The following is a 25,341-nucleotide window of genomic DNA, read 5'->3' as shown; positions in this document are numbered from 1 at the left end:
CCGCAGGAGAAGAGCGGGACGGCGCTGTACCAGCGCGGCACCAAGCCGCTGAAGCGCGGACTCGTCGTGCCCGAGGGCTTCGAGCTGCCCCCCGGCTACCTGCGCCACTACCAGGCCACGGACCACGGTCAGCCCGTGGCCGCCATCCTGATGTTCGACCCGGACTTCGTCCCGAAGGACGCCAACGGGCAGCCCATCCCCATCCCCGAGAACCGCGTCGTGCCCGAGGAACTGGCGCCCCCCGGCATGCCCCGCCAGATGTTGGAACTTCCCGCCGAGCCCGAGGACGGGGACGCGCCGTGACAGCATGGCGAGGGTGGGCCGGGGCGCTCCTGGGCGTCGCGGCCACCACCGGGCTGTTCGCCCTCTTCGGTGAGCTGCGACCGGGCTTCGTCTGGCTGGGCGCGGTGGCGATGGCGCCGTGGCTCGCGGCCGTGGACCGGGCCCCTTCGGCGCGCCGCGCGCTGGCCCTGGGCACGCTGCTGTCGGTGACGTTCACCGCGCTTGTCTTTGGCTGGTTCCCGGGCGCCATCGCCGCGTATTCGCATGCGCCGGCGTGGCTGTGCTGGGGCGTGTTCCTGCTCATCGCTCCCGTGCTGGAGCTCCAGTTCCTCACCGCTTCGTGGATCCGTTGGTACGCGCGGCGGAAGGTGGGGACGGACTCGCGCCTCGCGTGGGTGCCGCCCCTGCTCACCGCGCTCGTGTACGTGGGCACCGAGTGGTTCACGCCCAAGCTGTTCGCGGAGACGCTGGGACACGGCCTCTACGCATCGGAAGTCCTCCGCCAGGGCGCGGACGTGGCGGGGGCTCCGGGCCTCACGCTCGGCCTGTTGCTCGTCAACGAGTGCTTCGTCGCGGTGGGGCAGGGACTCGCGGCCCGGCGGGGCTTGAAGCCCGTGCCGCTGGTGCTGGCGCTGGTGCTGGCGGTGGTGGGCTTCGGCTATGGGGCCGTGCGGCTGGGGCAGGTGCGCTCGGCGGTGCGTTCCGCTCCGGCGCTGACGGTGGGCGCGGTGCAGGCGAACATCACGAACATCGAGAAGCGGGCGGCGGAGGAGGGCACCTACGAGGTGGTGCGCGACATCCTGGACACGCACTACGCGATGTCGGACGCGCTGCTTCGCTCGGGGCCGCTGGACCTGTTGGTGTGGCCGGAGACGGTGTACCCAACGACGTTCGGCACGCCGAAGAGCGAGGACGGCGGGGCGCTGGATGAGGAGATCCGCGCGTGGGTCGCGGAGCGCGGCGTGCCGCTGGTGTTCGGCACGTATGACCTGGACGGTGAACGCGAGTTCAACGCGGCCATGTTCCTGGGCCCTTCCGCGACGGGGGAGCTGGCGCAGGCCGCGTATCGCAAGACGATGCTGTTCCCGCTGACGGAGTGGGTGCCGGACGCGCTGGACTCACCCACCCTGCGGGCGTGGATGCCGTGGACGGGCCGCTGGAAGCGCGGGCCTGGGCCTCGCATGGTGGACTTCCGATTGAACGGCGGACGCGTGCTCAAGGTCGCTCCGCTCATCTGCTACGAGGCGCTCTTTCCCAGCTACGTCGCGGAGGAGGTGCGCCAGGGCGCGGAGCTGCTCCTCACGCTGTCGAATGACTCGTGGTTCTCCGGCACGCCCGCGCCCCGGTTGCACCTGATGCACGCGGCCTTCCGCAGCATCGAGACGCGCACCGCGCAGGTGCGTGTGACCAACTCCGGCGTCTCCGCGTTCATCGACCCCGCGGGAACGTGGACCTCCGAGATGGAAGACAACCAGCGATCCAGCGTGGTGATGCGCGTGCCGGCGGCGGAGCGGCTGCATTCGCTCGCGGGCGCGTGGGGAGACTGGCTGGGTCCCGTGGCGCTGGTGTTGTCCGTGGGGCTCGGTGTGTGGCTCCGGCGGCGGGGCGCGAGCGCTCGGGCCGCTTCAGCGTGACGGGCTGACGGGCCACCGGGCCCGAGTGCTCGGTGCATTCGCCCGCCCCCGAAGTGAGCTGTCCGGTGTTCCGCTAGCCCGCTTCGACGTAGGCCGCGAGCTTCGCGAGGGACATCCGCCAGCCTTCCTCATTGTCGGCGGGCGGCACGCCGCTCGGGAGGCCCTCGTGCACGGCGAGGACGTCGGTGCCACCGCCCACCGCATCCACGAGCGTGAACGTGATGGTCATCTCGCCGCGCAGCGCGGGGTCCTCCGTCTCGAACTCTGTCACTTCGACCACCTGCTCGTCCTTCACGAGCTTCGCGAAGTGGCCGTGGTACGTGTCGGTGTGCGCGGTCGTCTTGCCCGTCGCGGTCGGCGCGTCGTACGTGAGTGAAATCCGGAACGCGCCCCCTTCCCGGGGGTCGAACTCATGCACGTGGCTGGTCATGCCGTCCGGCACCTTCCACGTTGCGATCGCTCGCGCATCAAGAAGCGCGCGATAGACGCTCGCACGGGGGGCGTTCACATGGCGGTGGATGCGGGTCGAAGCCATTCCCAGACAGTAGCAGGCGCCTGTGCCCTGTCCGCTGTTCAGGTCATCGGCGCGGGGGCTTCGTCCGCGGGCGTACCCTGTTCGGGCGGTGCCGCTCGGCGCGCGAGGACGAGCGCTCCCAGGGCGAGCAGGGCGGTGGTGGCCACGCCCAGGGCCATGGGCCTCGCGGTGCCGTCGTGGCTCGCGCTCACCGCCGCGGACGCGCTGGCCGCGAGCAGGAACTGGAGCGCGCCCAGCACCGCCGACGCGATGCCCGCCTGCTTCGCCTGATGCTCCATCGCCAGCGCGGTCGCGTTGGGCGTGATGGCGCCCAGGCTGGAGACGAACACGAACAGCGACAGCGCGATGCCCCACAGCTCGCCCAGGCCCGTCACCACCACGCCCACCAAGGCCAGCCCCGCGAGCGCGGCCACGCGGACCGACCATCGCAACACCCGCTCCGGCGAGGAGCGCGCCAGCAACCGGTGGTTGAGCTGCGACACGACCACCAGCCCCGCCGCGTTCGCTCCGAAGAACCACCCGAAGTTCCCCGGCGCCACGCCGTGCAACGTGATGAACACGAAGGGCGATCCGCCGATGTACGCGAACATCCCTGCCTGCGCGAGCCCCACCGCCAGCGCGTACCCCAGGAAGTCCGGCTGGCGCACGATGCGGACCATGGAGCGGAAGGGCTGTGACGGCCCGCTCCTCGGCGGCGCTGTCTCCGGGAGGATGGCGAACACCGCGCCCAGCGCGATGAGACCGATGACCGCGTGGCTCCAGAAGATGGTGCGCCACCCGGACGCGTGCAGCACCCAGCCGCCCAGGAGCGGCGCCAGGATGGGCGCGAGCCCCATCACCAACACCAGCCGCGACATCATCCGCGCCGCCGCCGCGCCCGAGTGCAGGTCCCTCACGATGGCCCGCGAGGACACCATGCCCACCGAGCCGCCCAGCGCCTGCACGAACCGCCACGCCGCCAGCACCCCCGCCGACGGCGCGAGCGCGCAGCCGATGGAGCCCATCACGTAGAGCGCCAGCCCCACGTACAGCGGCTTCGTGCGACCGAACCGGTCGCTCACCGGGCCAGAGAAGAGCTGCCCCAGCGCGAGCCCCGCGAAGAACGTGGCCAGCGTGCGCTCCACCTCGCCCGCGCTCGCGTGCAGCGACTCCGCGATGGAGGGGAACGCCGGCAGGTACATGTCGATGGACAGCGGCCCGAAGCCGATGAGCGAGCCCAGCAGGATGACGAGGCCGGGACCCTCCGTGGACCGGGAGGTCTTCGGGGTGGCGGTCGTCATCGGGTGCTCCTCTTCGGGGGCTTCTTCGCGGGGCGTGACCGGGTCGCGGGTGCGACGACGAGCACGCGGATGAGCTGGCGCAGGACGGCGGCGTCCTCGCCCGGGGCATAGGTGGCGCCGCCCACGTGGGCGTTGAAGCAGCGGGCCTCCAGCGCGCCGCACAGGGCCTCGGCCACGACCTTCGGTGCCGCCAGGTCCGCGAGCCCCGCGCGCTTCACCCGGGACAGCCACGTGGTCAGCGCCTTGCGCAGCGCCACGGGCGGCGGGGTGTCCGTCTGCATGGCCCGCGCGCCCCCCAGCATCGAGTAGTGCAGCACGAACAGCCACGGCACCAACTGGCGCAGGAAGTCCCGGTGGTGCAGCAGCGCCTCCAGGAGCTGGTCCTCCACGGATGCGTCCTCGCGAGGGCCCGGCGCCAGCAGCGCCACGGCGGAAGGCGGCACCGGCCGGAGCGCTCGGAGCATCAGCGCTTCCTTGGTGCCCACCCGGTGCAAGAGGGCTGCCTGGGAGATGCCCAGCCGCTTCGCGATGTCATGCAGTGGCGCCGCCGGACCCTGCTCCAGGAACACGGCGCGGGCGGCTTCATCAATCTGCGAATCGAGGACGCGCTGGGGTCGGGACATGGTGGGCGGATTAGTTACTGACTGGTTGGTAACCAATCCGCACCGACGACGCAAGGGGCTGTTTTGGGGGCCAGGGCCCGATGTCGCCGGGCGCAATCGCGGGCCCCATCGTCTTCGAGCGGTCGACGCGTGCGTGGGCGAAGAGGGGTGGGTTCCTACGCCCAGGCTCCGCAGTCCTTCACGACCACGGCGAAGCGGTCGGCCAGCGCCGCCAACTCGGTGCGCTGCAGCTCGGCGGCGGGCACCACGCCGCCCAGGGCGCCAGGCAGGTCGCGCGTCGCGGTGGCGGCGGCCACCACCGTGTTGCGGTAGCCGAGGTCGAGCGCGGCGCGCGCAGTGGCCGAGATGCACATGTGCGTCTGGAAGCCGGCGACGATGAGCTCGGTGCGCCCGGTCGCCTGGAGGCGTTGGTGGAGGTCCGTCCCCGCGAAGGCGTTGGGCAGGGCCTTCGTCACGACGGCCTCGCCCTCCCTGGGGGCCACCGCGGAGATGATGGCGCTGCCCGGCCCCTGGGGGTCGAAGAGCGGGCTGCCGACAGGGCCGTGGTGCACGACGTGGAAGACGGGCGTGCCGTGGCGGCGGGCCAGCTCAAGCAGACGCGCCGCCTCCTCCACCGCGGCGTCGATGCCGACCAACGGCAGACTGCCGCGCGCGGTGTAGTCCACCTGCGCGTCGATGATGACGAGCGCCGCGCGGTCGAAAGGGGAGGGGTGGGTCGGGGCTCCGGCCAGGGAGAAGAGGGTGCGGGGGGCGGACATGCGGGCTCCGTGGAGTGGGTGTCAGGCCGCTGAGTAGCCCGTGCATCCCTGCACAGCCCGCCGCTATCTTCGCGCAATGGGTGTGCAGAAACGACCAGGCCCCCTGGACTGGGAAGACCTGCGTGTCTTCGTGGCGCTGGCGCGCGCGGGAAGCCTGTCGGCGACGGCGCGGGAGCTGAAGGTGAGCCACGCCACGGTGGGACGGCGCATCGCCGCCCTGGAGCAGACGCTCGGCCGCACGCTGTTCGACCGTCGCGCCGACGGCTACCTGCTCACCGCCGATGGGGCGGCGGTGCTGGAGTTGGCGGCGGACATGGAGGAGCGCGCGTACGGCATCCTGCGCCGCAGCGGACAGCAGGCGGGGCTGACGGGCACGGTGCGGCTCACGGCCACGGAGACGCTGGCTGAGCGCTTCCTCATCCCGCGCCTCGCAGCGCTCCACCGCCGCCATCCCGGCATCCACCTGGAGGTGGTGAGCGATTCGCGCGCGCTCAGTCTCGCCAAGCGGGAGGCCGACGTGGCCGTCCGTCTTGCGCGCCCGCAGGTGGGGGAGTTGGTCGCCCGGCGCCTTGCGAGTCTTGCCTACGGCGTCTACGCGGCGCCGGACGGGGACACGTCGGCGTGGGTGGGCTTGGACGACTCCCTCGCCCACATCCCTGAAGCGAAGTGGCTCGCCCAGCACGCGGCCGGTGAGCGTCTCGTGCTGCGCACCAATACGCTCATGGGGCAGCTCGCGGCAGTCCGGGCAGGCTTCGGTAAAGCCCTGCTGCCGCACTGGTTCGCCGGGGAAGAGGGCGGTCTCATCGCCCTGCCGCCGCCCGCCCCGCCACCGGTGCGCGAGGCGTGGCTTGTCGTGCACCCCGACCTGAAGGACGTCCCGCGCGTACGCGCCGTCATCGACGCGGTGGTCGGCGCGTTCGAGGAGGAGAAGGAGCGGCTTGGCCCCGGCGGCGCATCATTCAGCCCGGCACCGCTGAAGTGATCCGGTCGTCTCAGAGGCGGCCGGCCTTGAGTTCGCCCACCAGGTGCGCGCAGGCCCGCACGGTGAGCGCCATCATCGTCAGGGTGGGGTTCTGCGGGCCCTGGGAGGGGAAGCAGGCGCCGTCCGTGACGAAGAGGTTGGGGATGTCCCAGCTCTGGTTGAAGGGGTTGAGCACGGACGTCTTCGCGTCCCTGCCCATCCGCGCGGTGCCCACCTCATGGATGGCCATGCCCGGCTGGGACAACGTCCGGTTGACCTGCTCCACCGTGCAGCCGGACTCCTCCAGCATCTCCAGGCAGGAGCTGACCGCGTCCTCCGTCATCTTCAACTCGTTGTCGGAGTGTCTGCACTCGATGTGCGCCGCCGGCACGCCCCAGCGGTCCTTCACCGTGCCGCTCAGCGTGACGCGGTTCTCCGCGCGCGGGAGCATTTCACCGAAGGGCACCATGTGGAGCTGGTCGTCGAAGGAGAAGACCTGGACGCCATAGCCTCGCGCGAAGTTCGGGTCGCGCTCGGTGACGTTGCGGAACTGCGGCACGTACGCCCAGCCGTGCGCCTTCTGCTGCAGGTGCGCGGGCAGGTTCATGCGCGCCTCGATGCCCCGCAGGTAGATGTGGTCCATCAGGTGGCGACCCAAGAGGCCGGAGCTGTTCGCCAGGCCGTCCGGGAACGCCCGGTTGCGCGAGTGCAACAGCAACCGCGTGGATTCAATGGTCCCAGCAGCGACCACCACCACCTTCGCGTGCACCTCTTCCGACGTGCCGGTGTTCGCGTCGATGAAGGACACGCCCGTCACCTTGCCGGTGTTCGGGTCGTGCATCACGTGGCTGGCGATGGCGTGCGAGCGCAGCGTCAGGCGCCCCGTCTTCTGGGCCGCCGGCAGCGTCACCGGCGCGTTGGAGGTGCGCCGGGCGACGACGTGGCGGTTGGGCCAGCGGGCCCTCACCTTCTCGCGCAGCCGGACCTCGCCGGGCGACAGCGGCGCGGGCCCCGCGAAGACGGAGTCCGGCAGCGTGTCCACGCCGTCCGAATTGCCATACAGGCCCATCCACCGCTCGACGACTTCGTACGACGGCGCCAGCTCCGCGAGCGACAGCGGCCAGTCCGGGCTGAGCCCGTCCAGGCTGCCCGCGTGGAAGTTGAAGTCCGACAGCCGGTAGAACTGGCGGCCGTGGCTCTTCACGCTGGTGCGCCCGCCTACCTGCCGCGCGCGGATCCATGCGAACGGTGCGTCGTCCGGCGTCGTGTAGGGGTTGTCCACGTCGTCCACGAACGCGTGCGGGTGGAAGGGCCACGCGAAGCTCGTCGCCTGGATGGACTGACGCCCCTTGCGGTCCGCGTCGGACTCCACGCGGTAGCCCAGCTTCTGCCGCACGCGGTGCATCACGTGCAGCACCTTGTCCGCCTGCGCGCTCCGGCCTGCTTCCAGCACCAGCACGCGGAGGCCCGCCTCCGTCAGCTGCTTGGCGGCCCAACCCCCACAGGCCCCGGAACCCACCACCACCGCGTCGTAGACCGTCTTGGACAGCTTCATTGCCGCACTCACCTGGACGGTCTTTCTGCCGCCGCTGCTAAAGTTTGTCTAAACTGTAAGCCAGGAGTTCGTTGGGACCTAGAGGGTGTAGAGGTCAGGCCGGTGCCAACACAAGCCCGGGGCCGGGACTTCCCCCTGGGGTGCTTCTGTCGGAGAGGGTCGGACAATGGCGGGTCTGTTGAAGCGGATTCGGTGGGGGCGGCTGCTGGGCGTCCTGGTGGTGTTGCCGTGTCTGCTGGTGGCGCTGGCCCTCTTCGGCCGGGCGGCGTGGCGCTCCGAGCAGTACTTCCACTACCCGAAGCCGGTGGCGGTGCTGCCCGCGGACCTGGCCTCCGCGTCCGCTCGGGAGGTGACGCTGCGCACCGAGGACGGGGTGGAGCTGCGCGGCTGGTACATGCCTTCGCGCAACAAGGCGGCGTGGGTGCTGGCGCATGGCCTGTCGCAGACCCGCGTGGACCTCCTGCCGGAGGCGCGGGTGCTGCGCGACGCGGGCTACGGGGTGCTGCTGTTTGATTTGCGCGCGCACGGGCAGAGCGGCGGTGAGACGTCCACGTGGGGTGACAAGGAGCGCATGGATGTGCGCTCGGCGCTGGAGTTCGTGCGGGCGCAGCCGGACGTGGACCCCTCGCGGGTGGGGGCGCTGGGGTTCTCCATTGGCTCCGCGGCGGTGGCGGAGGTGGCGGCGAAGGATCCGAAGGTCGCGGCGGTGGTGCTGCTGTCGCCCTTCAACACGCTGCGGCTGGCGGCGGCATATGACTTCCGGCGCTTCGGCGTGGTGACGCAGACGGGGGCGCTGCTGCCCTTCTGGCGGCGGGGCATCCAGTTGGAGCAGGTGCGGACCCTCGATGCGGTGGACCACATCCGGCCCCGGCCCCTGCTCATCGTCGCGGGGACGGAGGAGTCCGGGCAGGTGCTGCTGGATGAGCTGTTCGCGCATGTGGGCCCGTATGCCCAGACGTGGCGCATCCCCGGCGCGTCACATGGCAACTTCGCCGCGACGGCTCCCGAGGAGTATCCGCGCCGGCTGCGCGCGTTCGCGGATGAGGCGCTGAAGGTCGGGCCCGTCGCGGAGGATGCGGCGGCCGTGGAGCCTGCGCCCGCGGTGAAGGCACCGGGGAAGAAGAAGGCTCCCGCGAAGAAGCCCTCGCGCAAGACGAAGGCGGGAGCAGGGGAGCGCACGGGGCGCTGACGCTCTCGGGATGAAGTCGGGGCCCGCTTTGGCGCGAGCGGGCCCGTGCTGCCTGCTACGCCTCGGCCGGGGGCGCGGCGGCTTCCAACTTCGCGAGCTGATCCAGGTACGCGCGGCCCTTCACCGGATCCGTCATGTACAGGAAGGCCGCCATGCCCTTGAGCTGTTCCAGCGATTCGCCCTCGCGGCCCGGCTTGCCCTTCTGGCGGTTGTGGATGGCCGCGCGCAGGCGGCGCACCACGTCGCGGGGGACTCGCGCGGCGGGCGTTCCGTCCTTCGCCTCGTTCACCACGAGCCCCGTGACCCGCTGACGGCTGCCCTTGCGGGCCACGCGCGTCTTGTTCGGGTGCACCGTGAAGCCCTCCGCCTCCACCACGTCCTTCACCCGCGCGAGCAGCACCGCCACCGGCGCGCCCTGGGCCCGGCGCGCCCTGGGCGCCTTCGCCTTCGTCCAGGAGAACGTCAGGTCGTCCGCGTAGCGCGTGTACGTGAAGCCCAGCTTGCGCGACAGCGCTGAGAGCCGCTTGTCCATCCGCAGGCACAGCGCGTTGGTGATGCCCGGCGACGTGGGTGCGCCCTGCGGCAGCGCTCGCGGCCCCTTCGCCACGTGCAGCGTCTTGCCCCGGAAGGACAACAGCTCGCGCGGGGCCTCGGTGGACATCAGCGCCAGCAGCGTGGACGTGCCCTCCGGCAGGCCGCCCTTGCGCAACAGGCCCTTCACGCGCCGCCACGTCACCGTGGGAAAGAAGTCCTTCAGGTCCACCTTCACCACCACGTCCGCGCCCTGGTGGGCCAGCGCGTTGGTGAGGATGGAGCGCCCCGCCACGAAGCCGTGCGCCGCGCCGTGCACCGGCAGCCGCTCCACGATGTTGGAGAGCACCCAGCGCTGCGCCTGCTTCAGCTCCGGCTTGGGGGACGTGATGGTCCGCTCGCTGCCGTCCCGCTTGGGGATGCGCCAGCTCACGTAGTTGGAGCCCGTGTCCACGTCGCGGTGGAACGCGAAGCCGCGCAGCTTGGACACGCTGATGTCCAGCGCCTTCGCCAGCGCCTCCGCCGTGTCCAGCGTGGGCAGGCCGTTGACGCGCGCGCGCTCCTCGCGGTGCTCCAGGTCGAAGCGGTCCGGCCCTTCCGCCTCGCTCCAATGGATGCCCACGCCCAGGTGGTTGATGTGCGTGGCCTTCCACGCCTCATGGGCCTGGCGCCCGAGCGCGCGGCGCTCCACGGCTTCCGCCTTCTTCTTCTCCTTCCAGGCGGTCTTCTCCTTCTCCTTGAGGGAGGAGAAGTCCACCTCGTCAGCGAGCGCGCCCTTGGCGACGAGCTGCGCCTGCACCCATTCCTCGGTGCCACCGGCTTCGGTGATGGCCTTCCAGCGCGCGAGCAGCACGTCGTGCGCGGCGCGGCGGGCCTCGCGCTTGGATGCGGTGGCGGTGTTGGACGCGGCGGCCGGCGGGACTTCGGGCACGGCCTGCGGCGGGGCGGCGGGGACGAACGACTCCAGCTTGGCGGTCATCGAGGCACCTTCGACGGGCGCGGCGGCTTCAGGAGGGGCGACGGACGAATTCGAGCGGTCGAGGGAGGCCAGGAATGCACCACCAGCTCACCTGGGGCACGGTAGCCTCACCGGCTCTCCCCTCCGGTGCACTGGTGGCCGGGTGGGAAAACGGCGGTTGCGTCGTTGGTTCCGCTTCCCACCCGGCCACCAGTGCACCGGAGGGAGAGAGCCAAGAACAGGCTACCTTGCGGAGAGTGTCCAGCATTTCAACCAGAGCGGCGCAACGCCGCTCCCGCGCTCGAGGCGCTAAGGCTGATGCGGTCCAGACCTCTCTCGACCACTCGTCATTCGTGTTGCGTCCGTCGCACCCATCCTTCCAGCCGCCCCGTCGGCGGCCGGGCCGTTGGTTGAGGGTTTACACCAGAGTCGAGGCCGCGTCGATGTAGCCGTCAGCGGTCAATTTCTCCAGACGGTTGAAGTACGCCGTCCGGGCTTCCGTATCCGAATCGAACCACAGGCGCTGGTGGCGCGAGTCGCCCAGGCGCGGTCCCCACGCGAGGACCACCACCTTGCCATCCAGCGAGACGCGGTACACCTGCTCCAGACCCGTCGCCGGGTCGCGGCGCACGTACGAACGCGTCTCCGCGCGGATGAGCTTGCGGCCCTCCGGCGTCTGACGCAGCGCCTCCTCCTCCGTGCGACGGCGCGCGTACGCCAGGCGCAGCGCGAGCATGTGCTCGCACGGGCCTTCACGCATCCCGGAGCGACGGAAGTGCGGGCAGCCGCAGCCCGCGTCCTTCACGCGGCCCTCCAGGTCCAGCGTGAAGCTGGGGAAGAAGCTGCGCACGGCCTCGCGGTCCACCACCTCGCCCTGGATGCGCGTGCCCTCGCCGACGAGGTCGTGCACCTGGGTGAGCTTCACTTCGCCCGCGCCAGGGCCGCCGTCGCCCAGCAGGCGGTGGGCGCGCGCCTCGCGCTCGTTGCCGTAGCGCAGCGCGGCCTCGTCCACCGGGGTGGGCATCAGCTCGCGGGGGCGGTAGGCGCCGCGCGCCACGTCGAAGAGGACGCGGCCGCGCAGGCACTCCAGTTGGAGCGCGGCGCGGACCTGGTCCTTGGGCGCGCCCGCGTCCTTGGCCAGCACGTCGAAGGTCAGCGGGCCGTCCGCGCGCAGGCGCTGGCGCAGCTTCTCCGCGAGGGGCTCCGGCACGTCGCGGGGCATCAGCGCGTCGAAGGCCGCCGCGCTGGACCAGCCGCTCTCCGTCCAGCCGGTGAGCCCCAGCGTCAGCGTGGCCACGCCCAGGTCGATGACCCAGAACACCGGCAGGCCCGGTCCCAGGAGCTGCACGTGCACGCTCTTCGCGTGGGGCAGCAGGCGCGCGAGCGCGGTGAGGCGATTGCGGCCGAAGGTGCGCACCACCGCGGGCGCGTGGCCCTGGTACGGGCCGCCGTGGCACTCCAGCACCTGCTCCCACGGCTCCAGCACCAGCCGGGGCGCGGCGCCGGGGACCAGCTCGAATCTCAGCGCGCGGGGCGCCTTCTTCGCGCGGCGGGTGCGCAGCGCGAAGAGCAGGTTGTACAGGTCGATGGGCGCGATGGAGCAGGTGGTGGCCGGCAGCGTCGCGGCCGACTGCACCTGGAGGAAGCCGCGCAGCCATGCGTGCGGCACGTCCACGTTGCGCGGGGCTCGGGGTTCCCCGGACGCGGGGGGCGCGGCCTTCGCGGAGGGGGCCACGTGGGCCTCCAGCGTCACCGGGGCGTAGGCGCGCAGGCGATCCAGCCGGGCGGGCAGGTCCGCGGGCACGTCCAGGAAGGTGGAGCCGTGCGCGGCCTCGCGGTTGTCGAAGAGGCTGTTGTCGAAGGCCAGGCGCGCATAGGCGCTCTCGTCGCGGGAGAACACCTCCAGCGACACCTGGTCCGGATCCACCGTGAGGACGGGGTCCAGCACCGCGTCCTTCTTCTCATCCCCTTCCAGCGCGCTGTCGAGGAACGCCTTCTGGGCTTCCCAGATTTGAGCGCTGGCGCGCTTGCCCTGCTTCATCAGGTACGCGAGGTACGCGGTGCGATCGCGTCCCCGGTAGCGCAGGTCGCTGGAGAGGACGCCGAAGGCGGCGGCCAGCGCGTCGCGGAAGAGGGTGGGGTCCTTCACGCGGCCGCTGACGCCCACGGTGCCGCGTGAGCCCTCCAGGGCCAGCTGCACGCGCGAGGCGTCCGGGGTGACGACCACGTCGCTCGCGGCGGCGTAGTTTAGCGCGACGGGATGACGTGCGGTTGCGGTGCTCACGACGGTTGACCTTCCTTGCGGGCGCGCTCGGCGGCCCGGCGTGCACGTTTGTGGGCGCGGTAGGCCGCCTTGCGCAGCTCCACCGACTGCGACTTGTCGAAGGCCGCCGTCTTCAGCAGCTCCGCCGCCTCGTCACCACCCAGGCGGCCCAGCGCGGCCCACGCGTCCTGCCGCACCTCCGGCTTCGCGTCGGATGCCACGGGCTTGAGCGGTCCCAGGTCCTTCTTCGCCAGCAGCGCGGGCACCGCGAGCCGGCGCGGCTCGCTGGCCGTGAGCAGGCCCGGCGCCACCTTCGCGCCCGTGGGGCCCATGGCCACCGGGTCGAAGGGCTTCACCTCCAGCGCCCAGGCGGCGGCCTGGTCCGGCACCAGCGCGGCCAGCACCGACGCGGCGGCGGAGCGCACCGGGGCGTCCGGATCCGCCAGCGCGGCGCGCAGGGCCTGCGCCTCGTTCGTCGCCTTCAGCCGCCCCAGCACGCGCGCGGCTTCCTGGCGCACGCCCGCGGGGGCATGGGCCTCACCCTTGCGCAGGATTTCGGCGGACGTCGCGACCAGCTCCTTCGCGCCCAGCCGGGAGCCCGCCCACAGGAGGCGCTCCCAGGCGCTGGCCAGTGGTTCGCGCTTCGGGGCCGACGTGGCGGCCCAGGAGGCGGCGGTGCGCCGTTCGGAGGCGACGACCGCGCGGGTCAGGCTGGCGGTGTCCACCGCGCCCGTCGCCTGCGCATCACCCGTCCAGGTGCCCACCAGTCGCGCGGCCTCCTCGCGGGCCTCCGGCTTGTCGTGGCCGACCAGCGCGATGACCTCCGGCAGGGGCAGCGCGCCCCGACGGGCGAGCCCCCGACGCAGTCTCAGGCGCAGCTCCGCGCTCTCCAGGGTGGCCAGCCGGGGCACGAGCTGCGCCGGGTCGCCTTCGCTGGCGAGGTAGGTGGCGGCGGGCTCGGAGATGTCCTCCTGGGTGCTGGCCACGGCGAGGAACTCCACCCGCGTGCGGTCGTTCGGGAAGAGCACGTCCAGCGCCTTGCGCGCGGCCTCGCGCAGGTCGTCGTCATCCTCGTCCAGCGCGGCGGCCAGGGCCTTCTCCGCCTCCGGGTCGCCGAGCTTGCCCAGCTCCTTCGCCACGGTGATGCGCACCTCGTCGTCCGTGTCGCTGTCGGCGAGCAGCGCCTCCAGCTTCACCCGGGCGCGCTCCCCACCGATGGCGCGCAGGCCGCGCACGCCGGCTTCCTGGTGCTCGGAGGAGGTGCCCTCCACCGCGGCGACCTCCACCTTCTCCTCGATGCGGCGGCGCTCGTCGCCCTCGGGCAGACGGCTGGCGAGCCGGCCCAGGGCCTCGATGGCGGCCAGCACCATGTCCTGCTCGGCGGGCGCGTCCGCGGTGCCTCCTCCCGCCACCGTCTCCAGTTCGGAGAGGGCGCGGGCGTCTCCCAGGGTGCCCAGCGCGAGCAGGGCCCGGCCACGCTCCTCGCCCTCACCGGCGCGCGAGTACAGCAAGAGGGGCCGCAGGGCGCTGGTCCGGCGCAGGTGCGCCACGCCTTCGGCCGCGGGCAGCATCAGTTCGCGGGCGCCCGCGCGGAGGATCTCCTCCAGCGGCTCCACCGCCGCGCCCTGCTCCACCACGCGCTTCGAGTAGCGCGCCACCGCTTCGGCGCGCACGGTGACGTCGCGGTCGGTGAAGAGCGAGACGAGCAGCGCGTCCTGGCCCTCGTTCTTGCCATGCTCCAGCTCCGTGGCGGCGGCCTTGCGGACCTCCACGTCGTTGCTGCGCACGGCCACCTTCAGGAAGCGCACGGCGAGCGCCGCGTCGCGCTTCTTCAGGTCGCGATCCCGCTCCCTCAGCTTCTCCTGCTCCGGCGGCCAGGTGAGCTGCATCGCGGCCGTCACGGTGGCGAGGCGCACGGTGGTGTTCTCGTCCTCCACGCTCTGGCGCGCGAGCACGTCCAGCGCTTCCGGACGGCGGGTGCGGCCCAGCGCGGCGACCAGCTTCGTGCGCTCCGGAATCTCCGTCGCGACGGACAGGCGCGCGGCGAGCGCGGCCACGGCGGCGGAGGTTCCCAGCCGCGCCAGGGCCTCCTGTGCACGGCGCACCACCTGCGGCACTTCGGAGCGCAGGAAGGTGCCCAGCACCTCCACCGCCCGGTCATCCCCACGCCACGCGAGCAGCTCCGCGGCGCGCAGCCGCAGGTCCTCGTGCTCGCTGCCGGCCGCGCGGCCCAGGGCCTCGGTGACGCGCGGGTCGTTGGCGCCCGCGAGCCGCTCAATCACGCCCACGCGCAGGTCGGCGTGCTCGCTGCCCAGCGCCGCCAGCAGCGGATCCAGGCTGCCCGCCGGGCTCAGCTTCTCCAGCAACTCGAAGGCGGACTTGCGCACCTCCGGCAGCGGCGAGTTGAGCGCCGCCGTCACGCGCGGACGGGCCGCGTCGCCGCGCTCCGCCAGCTCTTCCAGCGCCGCGCGGGCCACGTCCGGCGACAGCGAGGCCAGGGCCAGCGCCAGCGGCTCATCGCTGCCAGCGGGGTACAGCTCCTTGAGGCCCGCGAGCGCCGCGCGTCGCACCAACTGGTGCGGATCCTCCAGCGCGCGCAGCAGGGCGGCCACGGCGGCGGACGTGCCCGCGTAGCCTTCCAGGGTGAGCTTCACCACGCGGTCCACGGCATCGCGGCGGACGCGGTGGCCTTCCTCGTCGCCCGCGGACACCTGACGCAGCAGGCCCACGTAGGCGCCGAACGCCAGCCGGCGCAGGTGCTGGCGCTCCGCCTGGGTCGCCGTCTGCGGCGTCGCGGTGCTGCCCTCCGGCGGCTTCACCGCGGAGAAGAGGCGGCGCAGCCAGCTCTTGCCCGTGGCGGACGCCGTGCCCTGCTTCTCCGGCGTGGACGGCTGCACCACGTGCGACGCGCCCTCGGCCGTCTCCGGCTTCCAGGGTGCTTCCAGCGTGCGGGGCCGCGCGACCTTCTGCGCCTCGCGGAAGTAGTCCAGGGGCTTGTTGCGCAGCAGCAGCACCTGCGCCGCCGCGTAGCGCTGCTCCGGCTGGGCGCTGGAGAGCGCCTCGGCCAGGCCCACCACGCGCTTCGCCCGGTCCTCTTCCGAGGGCCAGTCCTTCATGTCGCCGGCCTTCTCCGGGCGCGGCGGCAACAGCACCTCCACCAGGTGCGCGCGGTATGCCTCCGGCTCCGTGCGCAGCTCCAGCGCGCGCGCCGCCGCATAACGCACTTCCGGACGGCCGCTGGACAGGGCGCTGGTCAGCAGGTCCGGCGGCTCACCATCGCGGCTGGCGCGCAGGTCACGGGCGAGCACGATGGCGAACACCATCTCCTGCACCTCGCGCGCGGAGTCCTCCAGGCCGTGCAGCAGGCCGCCGTCTCCCTCCGGGCCCAGGGCCGCGAAGGCGAGGATGGCGCCCAGCCGGATGGGCAGGTGCTCATGGCGCAGGTTGCCGGTGAGCACCGGCAGCGCGCGGGCATCACCCAGGCGCGACAGACCGTCCGCCGCCCACGAGCGCGCCGCGACCAGCGAGTGGCCCAGCGCGTCCAGCAGCGCGCCCTCGTCGCCCCGACGGCTCGCGGTGGCGAGACCGCGCGCGCCCTGCTCCTGCAGGTCCGACAGCTCGTGCGGCAGGAGCACGGTGGCGTAGAAGCCCAGCAGGCGCCGCGAGCCCAGCGTGGCCAGCGCGCGCGATGCGCGGATCCGCAGCGGGACCAGGTAGCCGGGCGGGTAGAGCCGCTCCAGGTCCTTGTCGGTGATGAGCCCGCGCATGGGCTCGATGATGTCCTCCGCGCCGCGAGGAGCGAGCAGCTCCGCGGCCCGCACGCGCACCGGCAGCGCCGTCGCCGCGATGCCCGCGAGCAACGGTCCGTTCTCGGTGGGGATGAGCTTGTCGAGCGCGTCCAGCGCGGCGACCGCCACCTCCAGGTGCTCGTCCTGCACGCGCTTGAGGAGCGCGGAGCGCAGGGGCTCCGCGGGGGCGTGGATGGAGCCCTTCGCGGCCTTCTCGCGCAGGGCAGGGTGCGTGGAGGCGAGCGCGGCCAGGTGCGGCTCCGGCTTCTCCTTGCCCGCCAGCTTCACCCATGCCTCGTAGGCGGCGGTGGCCACGGCCACGTCGCGGTCCTCCACGGACTTCTTCAGCCGCCCCAGCGCCCAGTCTTCCGTGCCGCGCTGGGCGAGCACTTCCACCGCGCGGTTGCGCAGGTCCGGGAAGCGGCCCGTCAGCGCCCGGTCCACGGCCTTCTCCGGCGCCTTCTCGTTCCACGCCCACAGCGTGCGGAACGCCTCGCCGCGCACCTTGCCGGACTCGTCCTCCAGCGCGTTGCCCAGCAGCGGCTCCGCGCCCTCCGCCTTCGCGCCCAGCTTCACCAGCCGGTCCAGGCCGCGCACGCGCACGTCCTCGTGCCCGGAGCGCAGCGCGGCCTCCGCGGCGGACAGGGGCGCGTCCACGTCCAGCGCCACCACCGCCTCCAACGCCGTGGCGCGCACGTCCGCGTCCGCGTCGTCCAGCATCCACACCAGCCGCTCGCGGGCGCGCGGGTCCTGCAACGCCTGGAGCGAGGCCGCCGCCTGCCGACGGATGGCCGACTCGTCCTCGCGCGACAGCTGCAACAGCGCACCCAGCGCCCGTCCATCGCCCAGTTGCGCAAGGCCCCGAGCACCGCGCACCGCCGTGTCCGGCATGCGGCACGCCATGGCGGCCAGCAGCGGCTCCAGGTCGGCTTCCGTCAGCGCCGCCCCCGCCGTGGCGTTGGCGAAGAGCTTCTCGCGCGCGGTGGCCAGCTCCGCGTCGGTGGTGAGCTTCGCCTCCGCGTCCCCGGCCGCGCGCTTCGACTGGAGCATCAGCATGCGCGCCACTTCGCGCACCGAGCGGGCGAACTCCTCGTCCTGCTTCTCCAGCGTGAGCGCCAGCGCCCGGCGCTCCAACACTCGCACGGCGAAGGCCACGCGGCGCACGTCCCGGTCCGCGTCGTCCAGCGCGCGCGCCACCAGCGGCTGCATGCGCGGGTCACCCAGCAGGCCCGCCACCGAGGTGCGCAGCAGCACCTCCACCTTGAGGGCGGCGGGGCCGCGCTCGAAGGCCAGCTTCAGGGGCTCCGTGCTGCCGGCGGGGGAGACGGCGACGAGCGCGTCCAGCGCGGCCTCGCCCACGGGCGCCTTGTCGTCCGCGAGCTTGCCGGAGATGAGTCCGGGCACCAGCGGCGACGTGCCGCCCAGCTTCGCCAGCCGGCGCAGCGCCAGCACCCGCGTGTCCGAGAAGCGCGAGTCGAGCGCCGCGCGCGGGGCCGCCAGCGGCGACTCCGTCTCCAGCTTCGTCAGCGCGTCCAGCGCGGCGGTGCGCACGCCCACCACGTCGTCGTTGAGCCGCTCGCGCAGCTTCGCCCGCGCGGCGGTGCGGCCCTGCGCGCCCAACTCAGTGGCGGCGAGCTTGCGCACCTCCGCGTCCGGATCCGTGCCCAGCAGGGCCAGCGCGAACTCCAGTGCCTCCGGCTCCAGCAGCGCGGCGGCCTCGCGCACGGCGGCCTCGCGGCGGGGACGGCCCGCCTTGCGCGCCTCGTTGAGCACGTCGAAGCCGTGCGTGAACGTGACCGTCTCGTCCGTGGGCTTGCCATCCGTGCCCAGCGTGATGCGCGTGACGGTGCGCTCATCTCCGCCCACGAACACGAAGCCCAGCACCTGCTTCGCCTGACGGGGGTTGGCTGGCGGCCCGAAGGCCACCGCGTGCACGGCCTTGGTGCCCAGCTCGAACGTGCGCGGCTTGCGACGCTCGTCCAGCCGCCACACCTTGAGCTTGCCGTCGCCACCCACCGACGCGATGCGCTCCGCCGGCTCCTGGCCCGGTTCCGCCGGGGGCGTGGGCGGGAACACCAGCCCCAGCACCGGGCCCGCGTGGCCGCTGTCCTTCTCGCCGCGCACCTCGAACTCCACCGCGCCGACCAGGTACCAGATGCGCAGCTTCCCATCGTCGCCCGCGGAGACCAGCCGCCCGTCGCGGGGCGTGAAGGCCAGCGCGCGCACCGCGCCCTCGTGGCCCGCCATGTCCCGCTGGGCTCCGGACGCCACCGTGAACGAGCGCACCACGCCGTCATCGCCCGCGCAGGCGACGTACGTGTGCGAGGGGTCCACCGCCACCGCGCGCAGCGGCTGCGGCGACGCGCTCCACTCCTTCAGCTTGCGCGTGCTCTCCCAGTCCCACGCGCGCACGAAGCCGTCCACGCCGGCCGTGTAGAGCACCTTGCCGTCCGCGCTGGACGCCAACGCCGTGCACCCGCCCGGGTGCGCGCCGTGGAGCTGGAACTGCACCGCGCCGTCGGTGAGCGACCCGAAGCGCACCGTGCCGTCCGCGCCGGCCGCCGCGTAGCGCTCGCCCGACAGCGCGAGCCCCAGCACGTGGGCGGGCAGCGACGCCGTCCAGAGGACCTTGTTGGTGCCGGGCTCGTACGCGGTGAGGCGGCTGTCCGGGGCGGCACGCGTGCCCCCCACGAGCAGCAGGCGGGCATTGGCCGCGAGCGCACGGACCTTCTCGATGTTGCCGATGGAGAGGTTGGCCATGGTGTCGTTGTCCTAGATGCCGCCGAGCTGCACGCCCGGGTGAGCCGCCTGCAATTGCACCAGCGAGGCCAGACAGCTCTGCCACTCGCCCTTCGCCACCGACCCGGTGAACTCGCCCAGCACGGGCGCCACCACGCGGGCAAAGCTCTCTTCTTCCAGACCCAGGTCCCGCACCAGCTCCACCACGCGGCGCTTGGCCACGCTCGCGGACAGCCGGCGCTGCACGTCGCCCTCGCGCGCTTCCTTCGCGCGCCCCGGCGGCAGGCCGAACAGCATGCGCCGCAGGAACGTGCGCAGCGCCTCCACGTCGGAGAAGCGCGTCGTGCCGCCCGCCTCGCGCGCGTCCTTGACGCCGCCCGCGGGCTTCCAGTCCTCCGGCAGGTGCAGCGGCCGGTGCTTCTCCCAGAGCAGGCGCACCGCGAACAGGCCCACCTCGCGGTCCGCGCTCTGCATCAGCCCGGACAGCCGCTCCGCCCCGCCCAGCCGCGCGTAGTGCCGGCGGATGAGCTCCACGGCGACCTCACGCGTGCTGCGCTTGGTGGACTCCGTGAGCGCGAACACCTTGCCCGCGTCCAGCTCCTCCGGCTGCAGCGTGTGGCGCGCATCCGCGCCCGGCTCGCCCGCGTTCAAGAGGGCGTCATAGGCCAGGTTGCGGATCTCCTTCGCGTCCGAGTCCGCCAGCTCGTACACCCGCGTCTGGTAGCCCCACGCGCGCAGCTCCGAGCGGGCGATGGTCAGCGCGAAGCGGCGCACGTCGTCGCGCGCATCGAACAGCGCGGGCCACAGCTTCTCCGGCGTGTACGCCTTGCGAGGCGCCCGGGGCTTGATGTCGTAGGACTTCGACTCCGGCTGCTCCGGCCCGATGCCCGGGTGGTGGCAGCGCAGGTACGTCTGCGCGAACGTGCGCACCGGGGCCGGCTGCTTCGCGCCCAGCGCCAGGTCGAACAGGCGCTCCAGGCCCTGTGCCGCGTCGCCCGTGTCGCTGAAGTCCGCGGGCACCACGTTCTCCAGCAGGTAGCGGTGCCCGAAGTCGTGCAGCGTGGGGTCCGCGCGCCGCGCCAGCGCCAGCAGCCAGGGCACCGTGAGCTGCCGCGCGGTGAAGAGCTTGCGGTTGCCCAGCAGCGCCAGCGCCGTCTCGCGGTGCTTCGCGCTGAACACCAGCGCCTTCACCCGCTCCACGTCCAGGCCCGGCAGGCTGTCCGCGCGCGTGAGCCACTGCGCCGCCTGACGGCCCAGGCGCGGATTGGACACGAGGTCCAGCAGCCACTCCGGCCCGATGTCCGCCGGCTTGTACGTGCCCAGCGCCTTCATCGCCGCGTCCTCCACGATGCGCGGCCGCTTCGAGCGCTTCGCCTCCATCAGCGTCTGCTTCCAGAACGACGCGGGCATCTCCCCGGCGGCGTACTTGGACGCGATGTAGCCCGTGGCCCACTTGAGCTGTTCCTGCTGACCGAAGAGCTGCTCGCGCAGGAAGTCCTGCGTGACTTCCGCCCGGTCGAAGGACTGCTCCAGCGCCTTCGCCGCGAAGCCCGCCGTGGCCTTGGTGATGAGCAGCCGGCCCAGCAGCTCCAGCCCCAGCTCGCGCGGCTTGCGCTTCTCCAGCGTGGCGGCGGCGAAGGCCACCACGTCGTCCTCGCCGTGCTCCACCAGCTCCGCGAGCCTCTCCGCGGGCATGTCCTGCGCGTGGCCGCGCGCGTACTCGATGGCGTACGCCCGGGCCTTGTCGCTGGGGGACTCCAGCAGCGCCAGCACCGCGTCGTGCAGCCCGACGGCGCGCAGCTTGCCCTGGTGGAACTCCGGCGAGCCCTGGAGCGTCTCCACCAGGAAGTCGTGGGCGGTGCCCAGCGGACGGCGCGCCAGCCGGTCCAGCCACGCGGGCGTCACCTTGCGCAGCGCTTCCGGGAAGTCCTTGCGCAGGCCCTGGATGGCGAACTTCGCGGCCGGGTCCGAACCGCACGTGTCCAACAGGCGCATCAGCGCGTCCGGCGAGCGCTTCCACGCGTCCGGGTACATGCGCTGCTTCACCATGTCCGCGGGCGGCTGGATGGGGAAGCGCGTCGCGGAGTAGTTGCGGCTGTTGTGCGCCCAGACGTGGTGCGCCACCCAGCAGGAGGACCAGGACGTGTCCGGCTGGTAGTGCCGCAGCACCTCCACCGCGAACTGCGGGTAGAGCTCCGGGACGGCCGCGCCCAGGTGGCGCAGGAAGCGCCAGGCCCGGCGCTGGAGGTAGGTGAGGGTGCCGCCGCCCACCTCGCGCGAGCGGTGGCTGCCGCGCTCGGTGTCGAATCTCCACGCCAGCACGCCGAACATCTCCGCGTCGTGGCGCGCTTCGGCCAGCTTGTAGATGCGCTTGAGGCCGGCCCAGAGGCCGAACTTCAGCGGCGCTTCCTTCACCAGCGTGAAGAGCGCGGCCCGCGCGGGCTCGCTGTTCTTCTCGTACAGGGACACCAGCAGGTCCGCGAGCGCGAAGCGCGCGGGCATGGGCACGTCCTTCTGCGCGAGGAAGCGCTGCCACGCCTCATGCGAGCCCTGGCGGCGGCCGGCCTTCTCGCCGCGCTGCTGCGCCTGCGCGAGCAGGGACTTCAGCGCGTCGAAGTCGAGCGCGCCCTGCGGCAGCGGCGTGTCCGACGTCTTGTCCGGCTGGTCCAGGAACGCCAGCACGGCCTCGGCGAGGTCGGGTGCTTCCGCCCTGGCCAGACGTTCGAGGTCCGTTGCGCTCAGCGCGTCGCTCGGGGTCATGGGTCCGGGGTTTAACACAGCTCTTCGTCACCAGAAGGCCCTGATGACCCAGGCCTCACCAGGTGATGGTGGGCACCTGCACCTCCTGCTCGGCGGCGGCCCCCACCGTCACGTCCTGCCGGTACGTCAGCCACTTCCCGTTGCCCCGGTGGTGCAGCACCATCAGCGTGTAGGGCCCGGGCGGCACGTTGCTCCACGTCTCGTTGCCGGAGGACGTGCGCAGGCCCTTCCCGCGCAGTTGCCCCGTCGCGGCATCCGAGCCCGGCAGCGGCACCGTGCCCGGGAAGAAGAGCACGAGTCCCTGGGGCCCGCGCTCGCCCCAGCGCACCGTCACCGTGGCGCCCTTCGCGGCCGCGAGGAGCTGCACCCGGGTGACGCGATGCGCCTCGACGCGCACCTTCTGGTAGGGCGCCGCGTACGGGCCATCGCTGGAGCGCAGGCCCACCAGGTAGTCACCAGGCTCCAGCTCGCGGAAGACGGTCCGCGCTTCATCGTCGGGAATGTAGTCCGTGGCCTCCTGATCCCGCTCCGAGCGGACCGACACCATGGAGGGATAGGGCCTGCCCTGCGCGTCCTTCACCGTCACCTCCAGGCGGGTATCGCCCTGGAGGCGCAATTCGAGCGTGTCCTCGGTGGGGCCCAGCGCGCGCTCCAGCGTCGCGTACTCCCCCGCCCCATTGTGCCGCGCGGTGAGCCGGTACGGCCGGGACTCCACGGAGGGCAGCGTGAAGGTGCCATCCCGGGCGGTGGTGGCGTCCAGGAAGCTGCCGTCGACTTCGTAGATTTCGTACTTCTCCCCCGACTCCTCCTCCGCCGCGGCCTTCAGCTCCTCGGGGGGCAGGGACAGGGAGATCGCCACGCCCTCCAGCGGTTCGCCGGTCGCGTCGTCCACCACGCGGCCCCGGACGGTGTGCCCCGCTTCGATGCGCACCTCGCCCAGGTCCACGTCGCGCCCGGCGGGGACCCGCACGTCGCGCTGGGTGAACGCGTGGCCCAGGGCCTTGAAGGTCAGGTGCTGGAGGCCGGGCTTGTCCACGAAGACGGTGAAGGCCCCGCGCGGGTCGCGCACGGGTTCCTCGTTCAGCTCGAAGCGCGTGATGGGCGCCCCGTTCGCCTTCACCAGCCGTCCGGTGATGCGGCTCTGGGCGGCCAGGACGACGCGCACGGCCATGTTCCCCGCGCGGGCGATGACCTTGGGGTCTTCCTCGTCCGGCTCCCACCGGCCCATCCGCAGCCCCCCGAGCAGCTCATCGGTCCCTTCGTCGTCTTCGTCGACCTCGGGCTCGGGCTCGGGCTTCGCGGGGGGGCGGGGCATCGCGTAGCCGGGCTTCGTCGCCGTCAGCTCGTAGTCCCAGTCCCGGGCCAGCGGCTCCAGGGCGAAGCGGCCGTCAGGCCCCGTCTTCGTCTCCAGGGGGGAATAGGAGCGGCCTCCATTGCCCTCCCCCTCCTTGGCCACGGCCTGCACGGCGACGCCCTCCAGGGGCTGGCCCTTGGAATCCACCACCACGCCGGCGATGCGCCCATCCAGGTCCAGGTGCAGCGCGAGCTCCACGGTCTCCGAACCCCGCACCTCCACGCGCTGGGGCATCAGGCGCTGGTAGCCGCCCTCGCTCGCCTCCAGCCAGACGGCGTAGTTGCCCGGCGCCACGCCCCGGAGGGTGAAGGTCCCTTCCTCTTCCGTGGAGCCCGCGAAGGTGACGCGCCCGTGGTCCTCCGGGTCGTCCTCGTTCACGCCGCCCTTCGTCAGGGTGACGTCCACCTCCTTGACGGGGACGCCGCTGGAGCTGGTCACGGTGCCGCGCACCGTCGCGCCGGCCTCCAGGGTCACCTTGAGTCCGGAGGCGGGCGCCTGGACCCGGAGCTCGCGTCCCAGGTAGCCCTCCGCTTCGACGGCGATGATGCCGGCCATGGCCTTCTCCACCTTGATGATGAAGTGGCCCGTGTCGTCGGAGGTGGCGTCGAAGGTGCGGGGGCGGTGCCCGTGGTGCAGGTGGATCCGGAACCTCGGCGGGGGCTCCTCCTCCTCGGGGGGCGCCCGCAGCGACAGGGAAGCCTCCTTCACCGGCTGGCCCTGGGCATCCACGACCTGGCCCTCCACGATGACCGCCGGGGACAGGACGAACTCCAGGGGCGGGGTGTCGCGGCCGACGGTGCGCTCCTCGGAGAGGCCCAGCATCCGCTCGGCCTCCACCTGGAACCGGTAGGCGCGTGCCACCAGGGGGCCCAGGCGCACGTGGCCTTCCGCGTCGGTCTGCTGGGTCTTGTTCACGCCCACGCCCCACAGGCCCCGGTCGAAGGTGTCGCTGTCGACGGCGACCACCACGGCGTCGCGCACGGGATGGCCCGCGGTGTCGCGCACGGTGGCGTCGACGAAGAACGCGCTGCCCAGGCTCAGCGTCACCTCCGCGTCGAGCTGGTGCTCCGTCAGCTCCACCTCCGCGACGGCCCGCTGGCCGTCGTGCTCCGCGGTCATGACGTAGGCGGAGGGCAGCAGGTTGTCGAAGGTGAAGCGCCCGTCCGCGTCGGTGACGGCGATGCGCTCACCGGCCTGCTCCGTCACGGAGACGCCGGGGACGGGACGCTCGCCGTCGAGCACCTGGCCCACGATGCGCCGGGGCGGGTGCAGCACGAGGTCCTCCTCCAGGGGGAGGGGCCCCAGGTCCTGGAGCCAGGTGGAGAGCTTGCCGGGGTGCGCTGCGGCCAGGGTGTAGGAGGCCTCCGGGAGGGGGCCCACGGCGAAGCGGCCCTCGGCGTCGGCGACCGTTTCGAAGTAGCGCGCGTTCCCGGTGTGCAGCACGGTCAGCCGGGTGCCTGGGAGTGGGGCGCCGTCCTCGTCCACCACGCGGCCGGAGAGCTTCTTCGCGGGGACGAGCACCAGCTTCAGGTCCTGGGTGCCGGTGGCCACGTCCTCCTCCAGGGCCGCGCCCTCGGGCCCCAGCGCCCACACGGCGACGGTGCCCTGGGGCAGGCCCTCCAGCGTGAAGGTGCCGTCCTGGGCGGACGGGGTGCTGGTGAGCACGAAGGCCGAACCCCGGCGGGAGGCCACCAGCTCCAGGGCCCAGTCCCAGGCGGAGGCGTTGGAGCAGTCCCCATCCGCCAGGGAGACGGCGGGGTCGGTGTCGCACGGCAGCTCCGACAGGGTCTCTCCCGGCAGGGGCACCGTGGCGGAGACCTCCACGCCGGCGACGGGCTGGCCCCGGGCATCCAGGACGCGGCCCCGGACCTGGAGCGCTCCCCGGGGTGGCGCGGGTGGGGTGGCCGACAGCTGCCGGCGCACGGGCCGGGACGTGGCGGAGGTCGCGTCCGTCGAGGACGGTGAGGTGGGGGACCGCCACCAGAAGATGCCCGCTCCAACGAGGAGCAGCAGCAGCACCCCTCCGATGACCACCGCCGACGGCTTCCGCATGGCGCCCCTCCAGGGTGGGCGACTGTAGCAGCAGGGCTGACGTGGACCGCGAGGGGGCGGGGGCACGCCGGGGCGTCAG

General features: G+C 72.8%; 13 protein-coding genes and 1 pseudogene. 4 read left to right on the top strand and 10 right to left on the bottom strand.

Annotation, left to right across the window (positions count from 1 at the left end):
• Both D7X74_RS20265 and lnt read left to right on the top strand, forming a co-directional pair.
• Positions 1 to 303 (top strand): annotated as a pseudogene (locus D7X74_RS20265) (hypothetical protein); the annotation flags it as partial.
• Positions 300 to 1,916 carry an apolipoprotein N-acyltransferase gene (lnt, locus tag D7X74_RS20260; RefSeq protein WP_120534630.1) on the top strand — a complete coding sequence of 539 codons (1,617 nt, stop codon included), beginning with the start codon at positions 300 to 302 and terminating at the stop codon, positions 1,914 to 1,916. The pseudogene D7X74_RS20265 and the gene lnt, both read left to right, overlap by 4 nt.
• A gap of 73 nt (positions 1,917 to 1,989) precedes the next feature.
• Here lnt and D7X74_RS20255 read toward each other — a convergent pair whose 3' ends face one another.
• The 4 genes from D7X74_RS20255 to D7X74_RS20240 all read right to left on the bottom strand — a co-directional run bounded on the left by D7X74_RS20255 (position 1,990) and on the right by D7X74_RS20240 (position 5,112).
• On the bottom strand, positions 1,990 to 2,451 hold the full coding sequence (locus tag D7X74_RS20255; protein ID WP_120534629.1) for an SRPBCC family protein: 462 nt from the start codon (positions 2,449 to 2,451) through the stop codon (positions 1,990 to 1,992).
• A gap of 38 nt (positions 2,452 to 2,489) precedes the next feature.
• A complete protein-coding gene (locus D7X74_RS20250; RefSeq protein WP_120534628.1) occupies positions 2,490 to 3,731 on the bottom strand; it encodes a multidrug effflux MFS transporter in 1,242 nt (413 codons plus the stop codon).
• Positions 3,728 to 4,354 carry a TetR/AcrR family transcriptional regulator gene (locus D7X74_RS20245; protein WP_120534627.1) on the bottom strand — a complete coding sequence of 209 codons (627 nt, stop codon included), beginning with the start codon at positions 4,352 to 4,354 and terminating at the stop codon, positions 3,728 to 3,730. The genes D7X74_RS20250 and D7X74_RS20245 overlap by 4 nt, the downstream gene beginning before the upstream one ends.
• Positions 4,355 to 4,509: 155 nt before the next feature.
• On the bottom strand, positions 4,510 to 5,112 hold the full coding sequence (locus tag D7X74_RS20240; protein ID WP_120534626.1) for a cysteine hydrolase family protein: 603 nt from the start codon (positions 5,110 to 5,112) through the stop codon (positions 4,510 to 4,512).
• Between the two features lie 82 nt (positions 5,113 to 5,194).
• Here D7X74_RS20240 and D7X74_RS20235 point away from each other — a divergent pair, with 82 nt between their 5' ends.
• Entirely contained in the window at positions 5,195 to 6,094 is a 900-nt protein-coding gene (locus D7X74_RS20235; protein WP_199741860.1) for a LysR family transcriptional regulator, read from the top strand.
• 10 nt (positions 6,095 to 6,104) lie between these two features.
• On the opposite strand, the gene D7X74_RS20230 is transcribed toward D7X74_RS20235, so the two are convergent.
• Complete coding sequence (locus D7X74_RS20230) at positions 6,105 to 7,628, bottom strand: GMC oxidoreductase (protein ID WP_120534624.1); 1,524 nt, start codon at positions 7,626 to 7,628, stop codon at positions 6,105 to 6,107.
• Between the two features lie 178 nt (positions 7,629 to 7,806).
• Between D7X74_RS20230 and D7X74_RS20225 the strand changes: the two genes are divergently transcribed.
• A complete protein-coding gene (locus D7X74_RS20225) occupies positions 7,807 to 8,817 on the top strand; it encodes an alpha/beta hydrolase (protein ID WP_233602176.1) in 1,011 nt (336 codons plus the stop codon).
• 55 nt (positions 8,818 to 8,872) lie between these two features.
• Here the strand turns inward: D7X74_RS20225 and D7X74_RS20220 are convergent, their stop codons facing one another.
• The 5 genes from D7X74_RS20220 to D7X74_RS20200 form a co-directional block, all read right to left on the bottom strand.
• Positions 8,873 to 10,327, bottom strand: a complete 1,455-nt coding sequence (locus tag D7X74_RS20220) for a reverse transcriptase family protein (RefSeq protein ID WP_120534623.1) — start codon at positions 10,325 to 10,327, stop codon at positions 8,873 to 8,875.
• Between the two features lie 397 nt (positions 10,328 to 10,724).
• A complete protein-coding gene (locus D7X74_RS20215) occupies positions 10,725 to 12,590 on the bottom strand; it encodes an SWIM zinc finger family protein (protein WP_120534622.1) in 1,866 nt (621 codons plus the stop codon).
• Positions 12,587 to 19,117, bottom strand: a complete 6,531-nt coding sequence (locus D7X74_RS20210) for a HEAT repeat domain-containing protein (RefSeq protein ID WP_120534621.1) — start codon at positions 19,115 to 19,117, stop codon at positions 12,587 to 12,589. The genes D7X74_RS20215 and D7X74_RS20210 overlap by 4 nt, the downstream gene beginning before the upstream one ends.
• A gap of 12 nt (positions 19,118 to 19,129) precedes the next feature.
• A complete protein-coding gene (locus tag D7X74_RS20205) occupies positions 19,130 to 21,856 on the bottom strand; it encodes a hypothetical protein (RefSeq protein ID WP_120534620.1) in 2,727 nt (908 codons plus the stop codon).
• A 55-nt stretch (positions 21,857 to 21,911) separates the two neighbouring features.
• Entirely contained in the window at positions 21,912 to 25,262 is a 3,351-nt protein-coding gene (locus tag D7X74_RS20200) for a carboxypeptidase regulatory-like domain-containing protein (RefSeq protein WP_120534619.1), read from the bottom strand.
• Positions 25,263 to 25,341: the final 79 nt, after the last annotated feature.

The sequence above is a fragment of the Corallococcus sp. CA047B genome (genome assembly GCF_003612065.1).
Classification (GTDB): Bacteria; Myxococcota; Myxococcia; order Myxococcales; family Myxococcaceae; genus Corallococcus; species Corallococcus praedator.
Note: the sequence above shows the minus strand (reverse complement) of the source record. Positions and strands in the feature narration are given on the sequence as shown.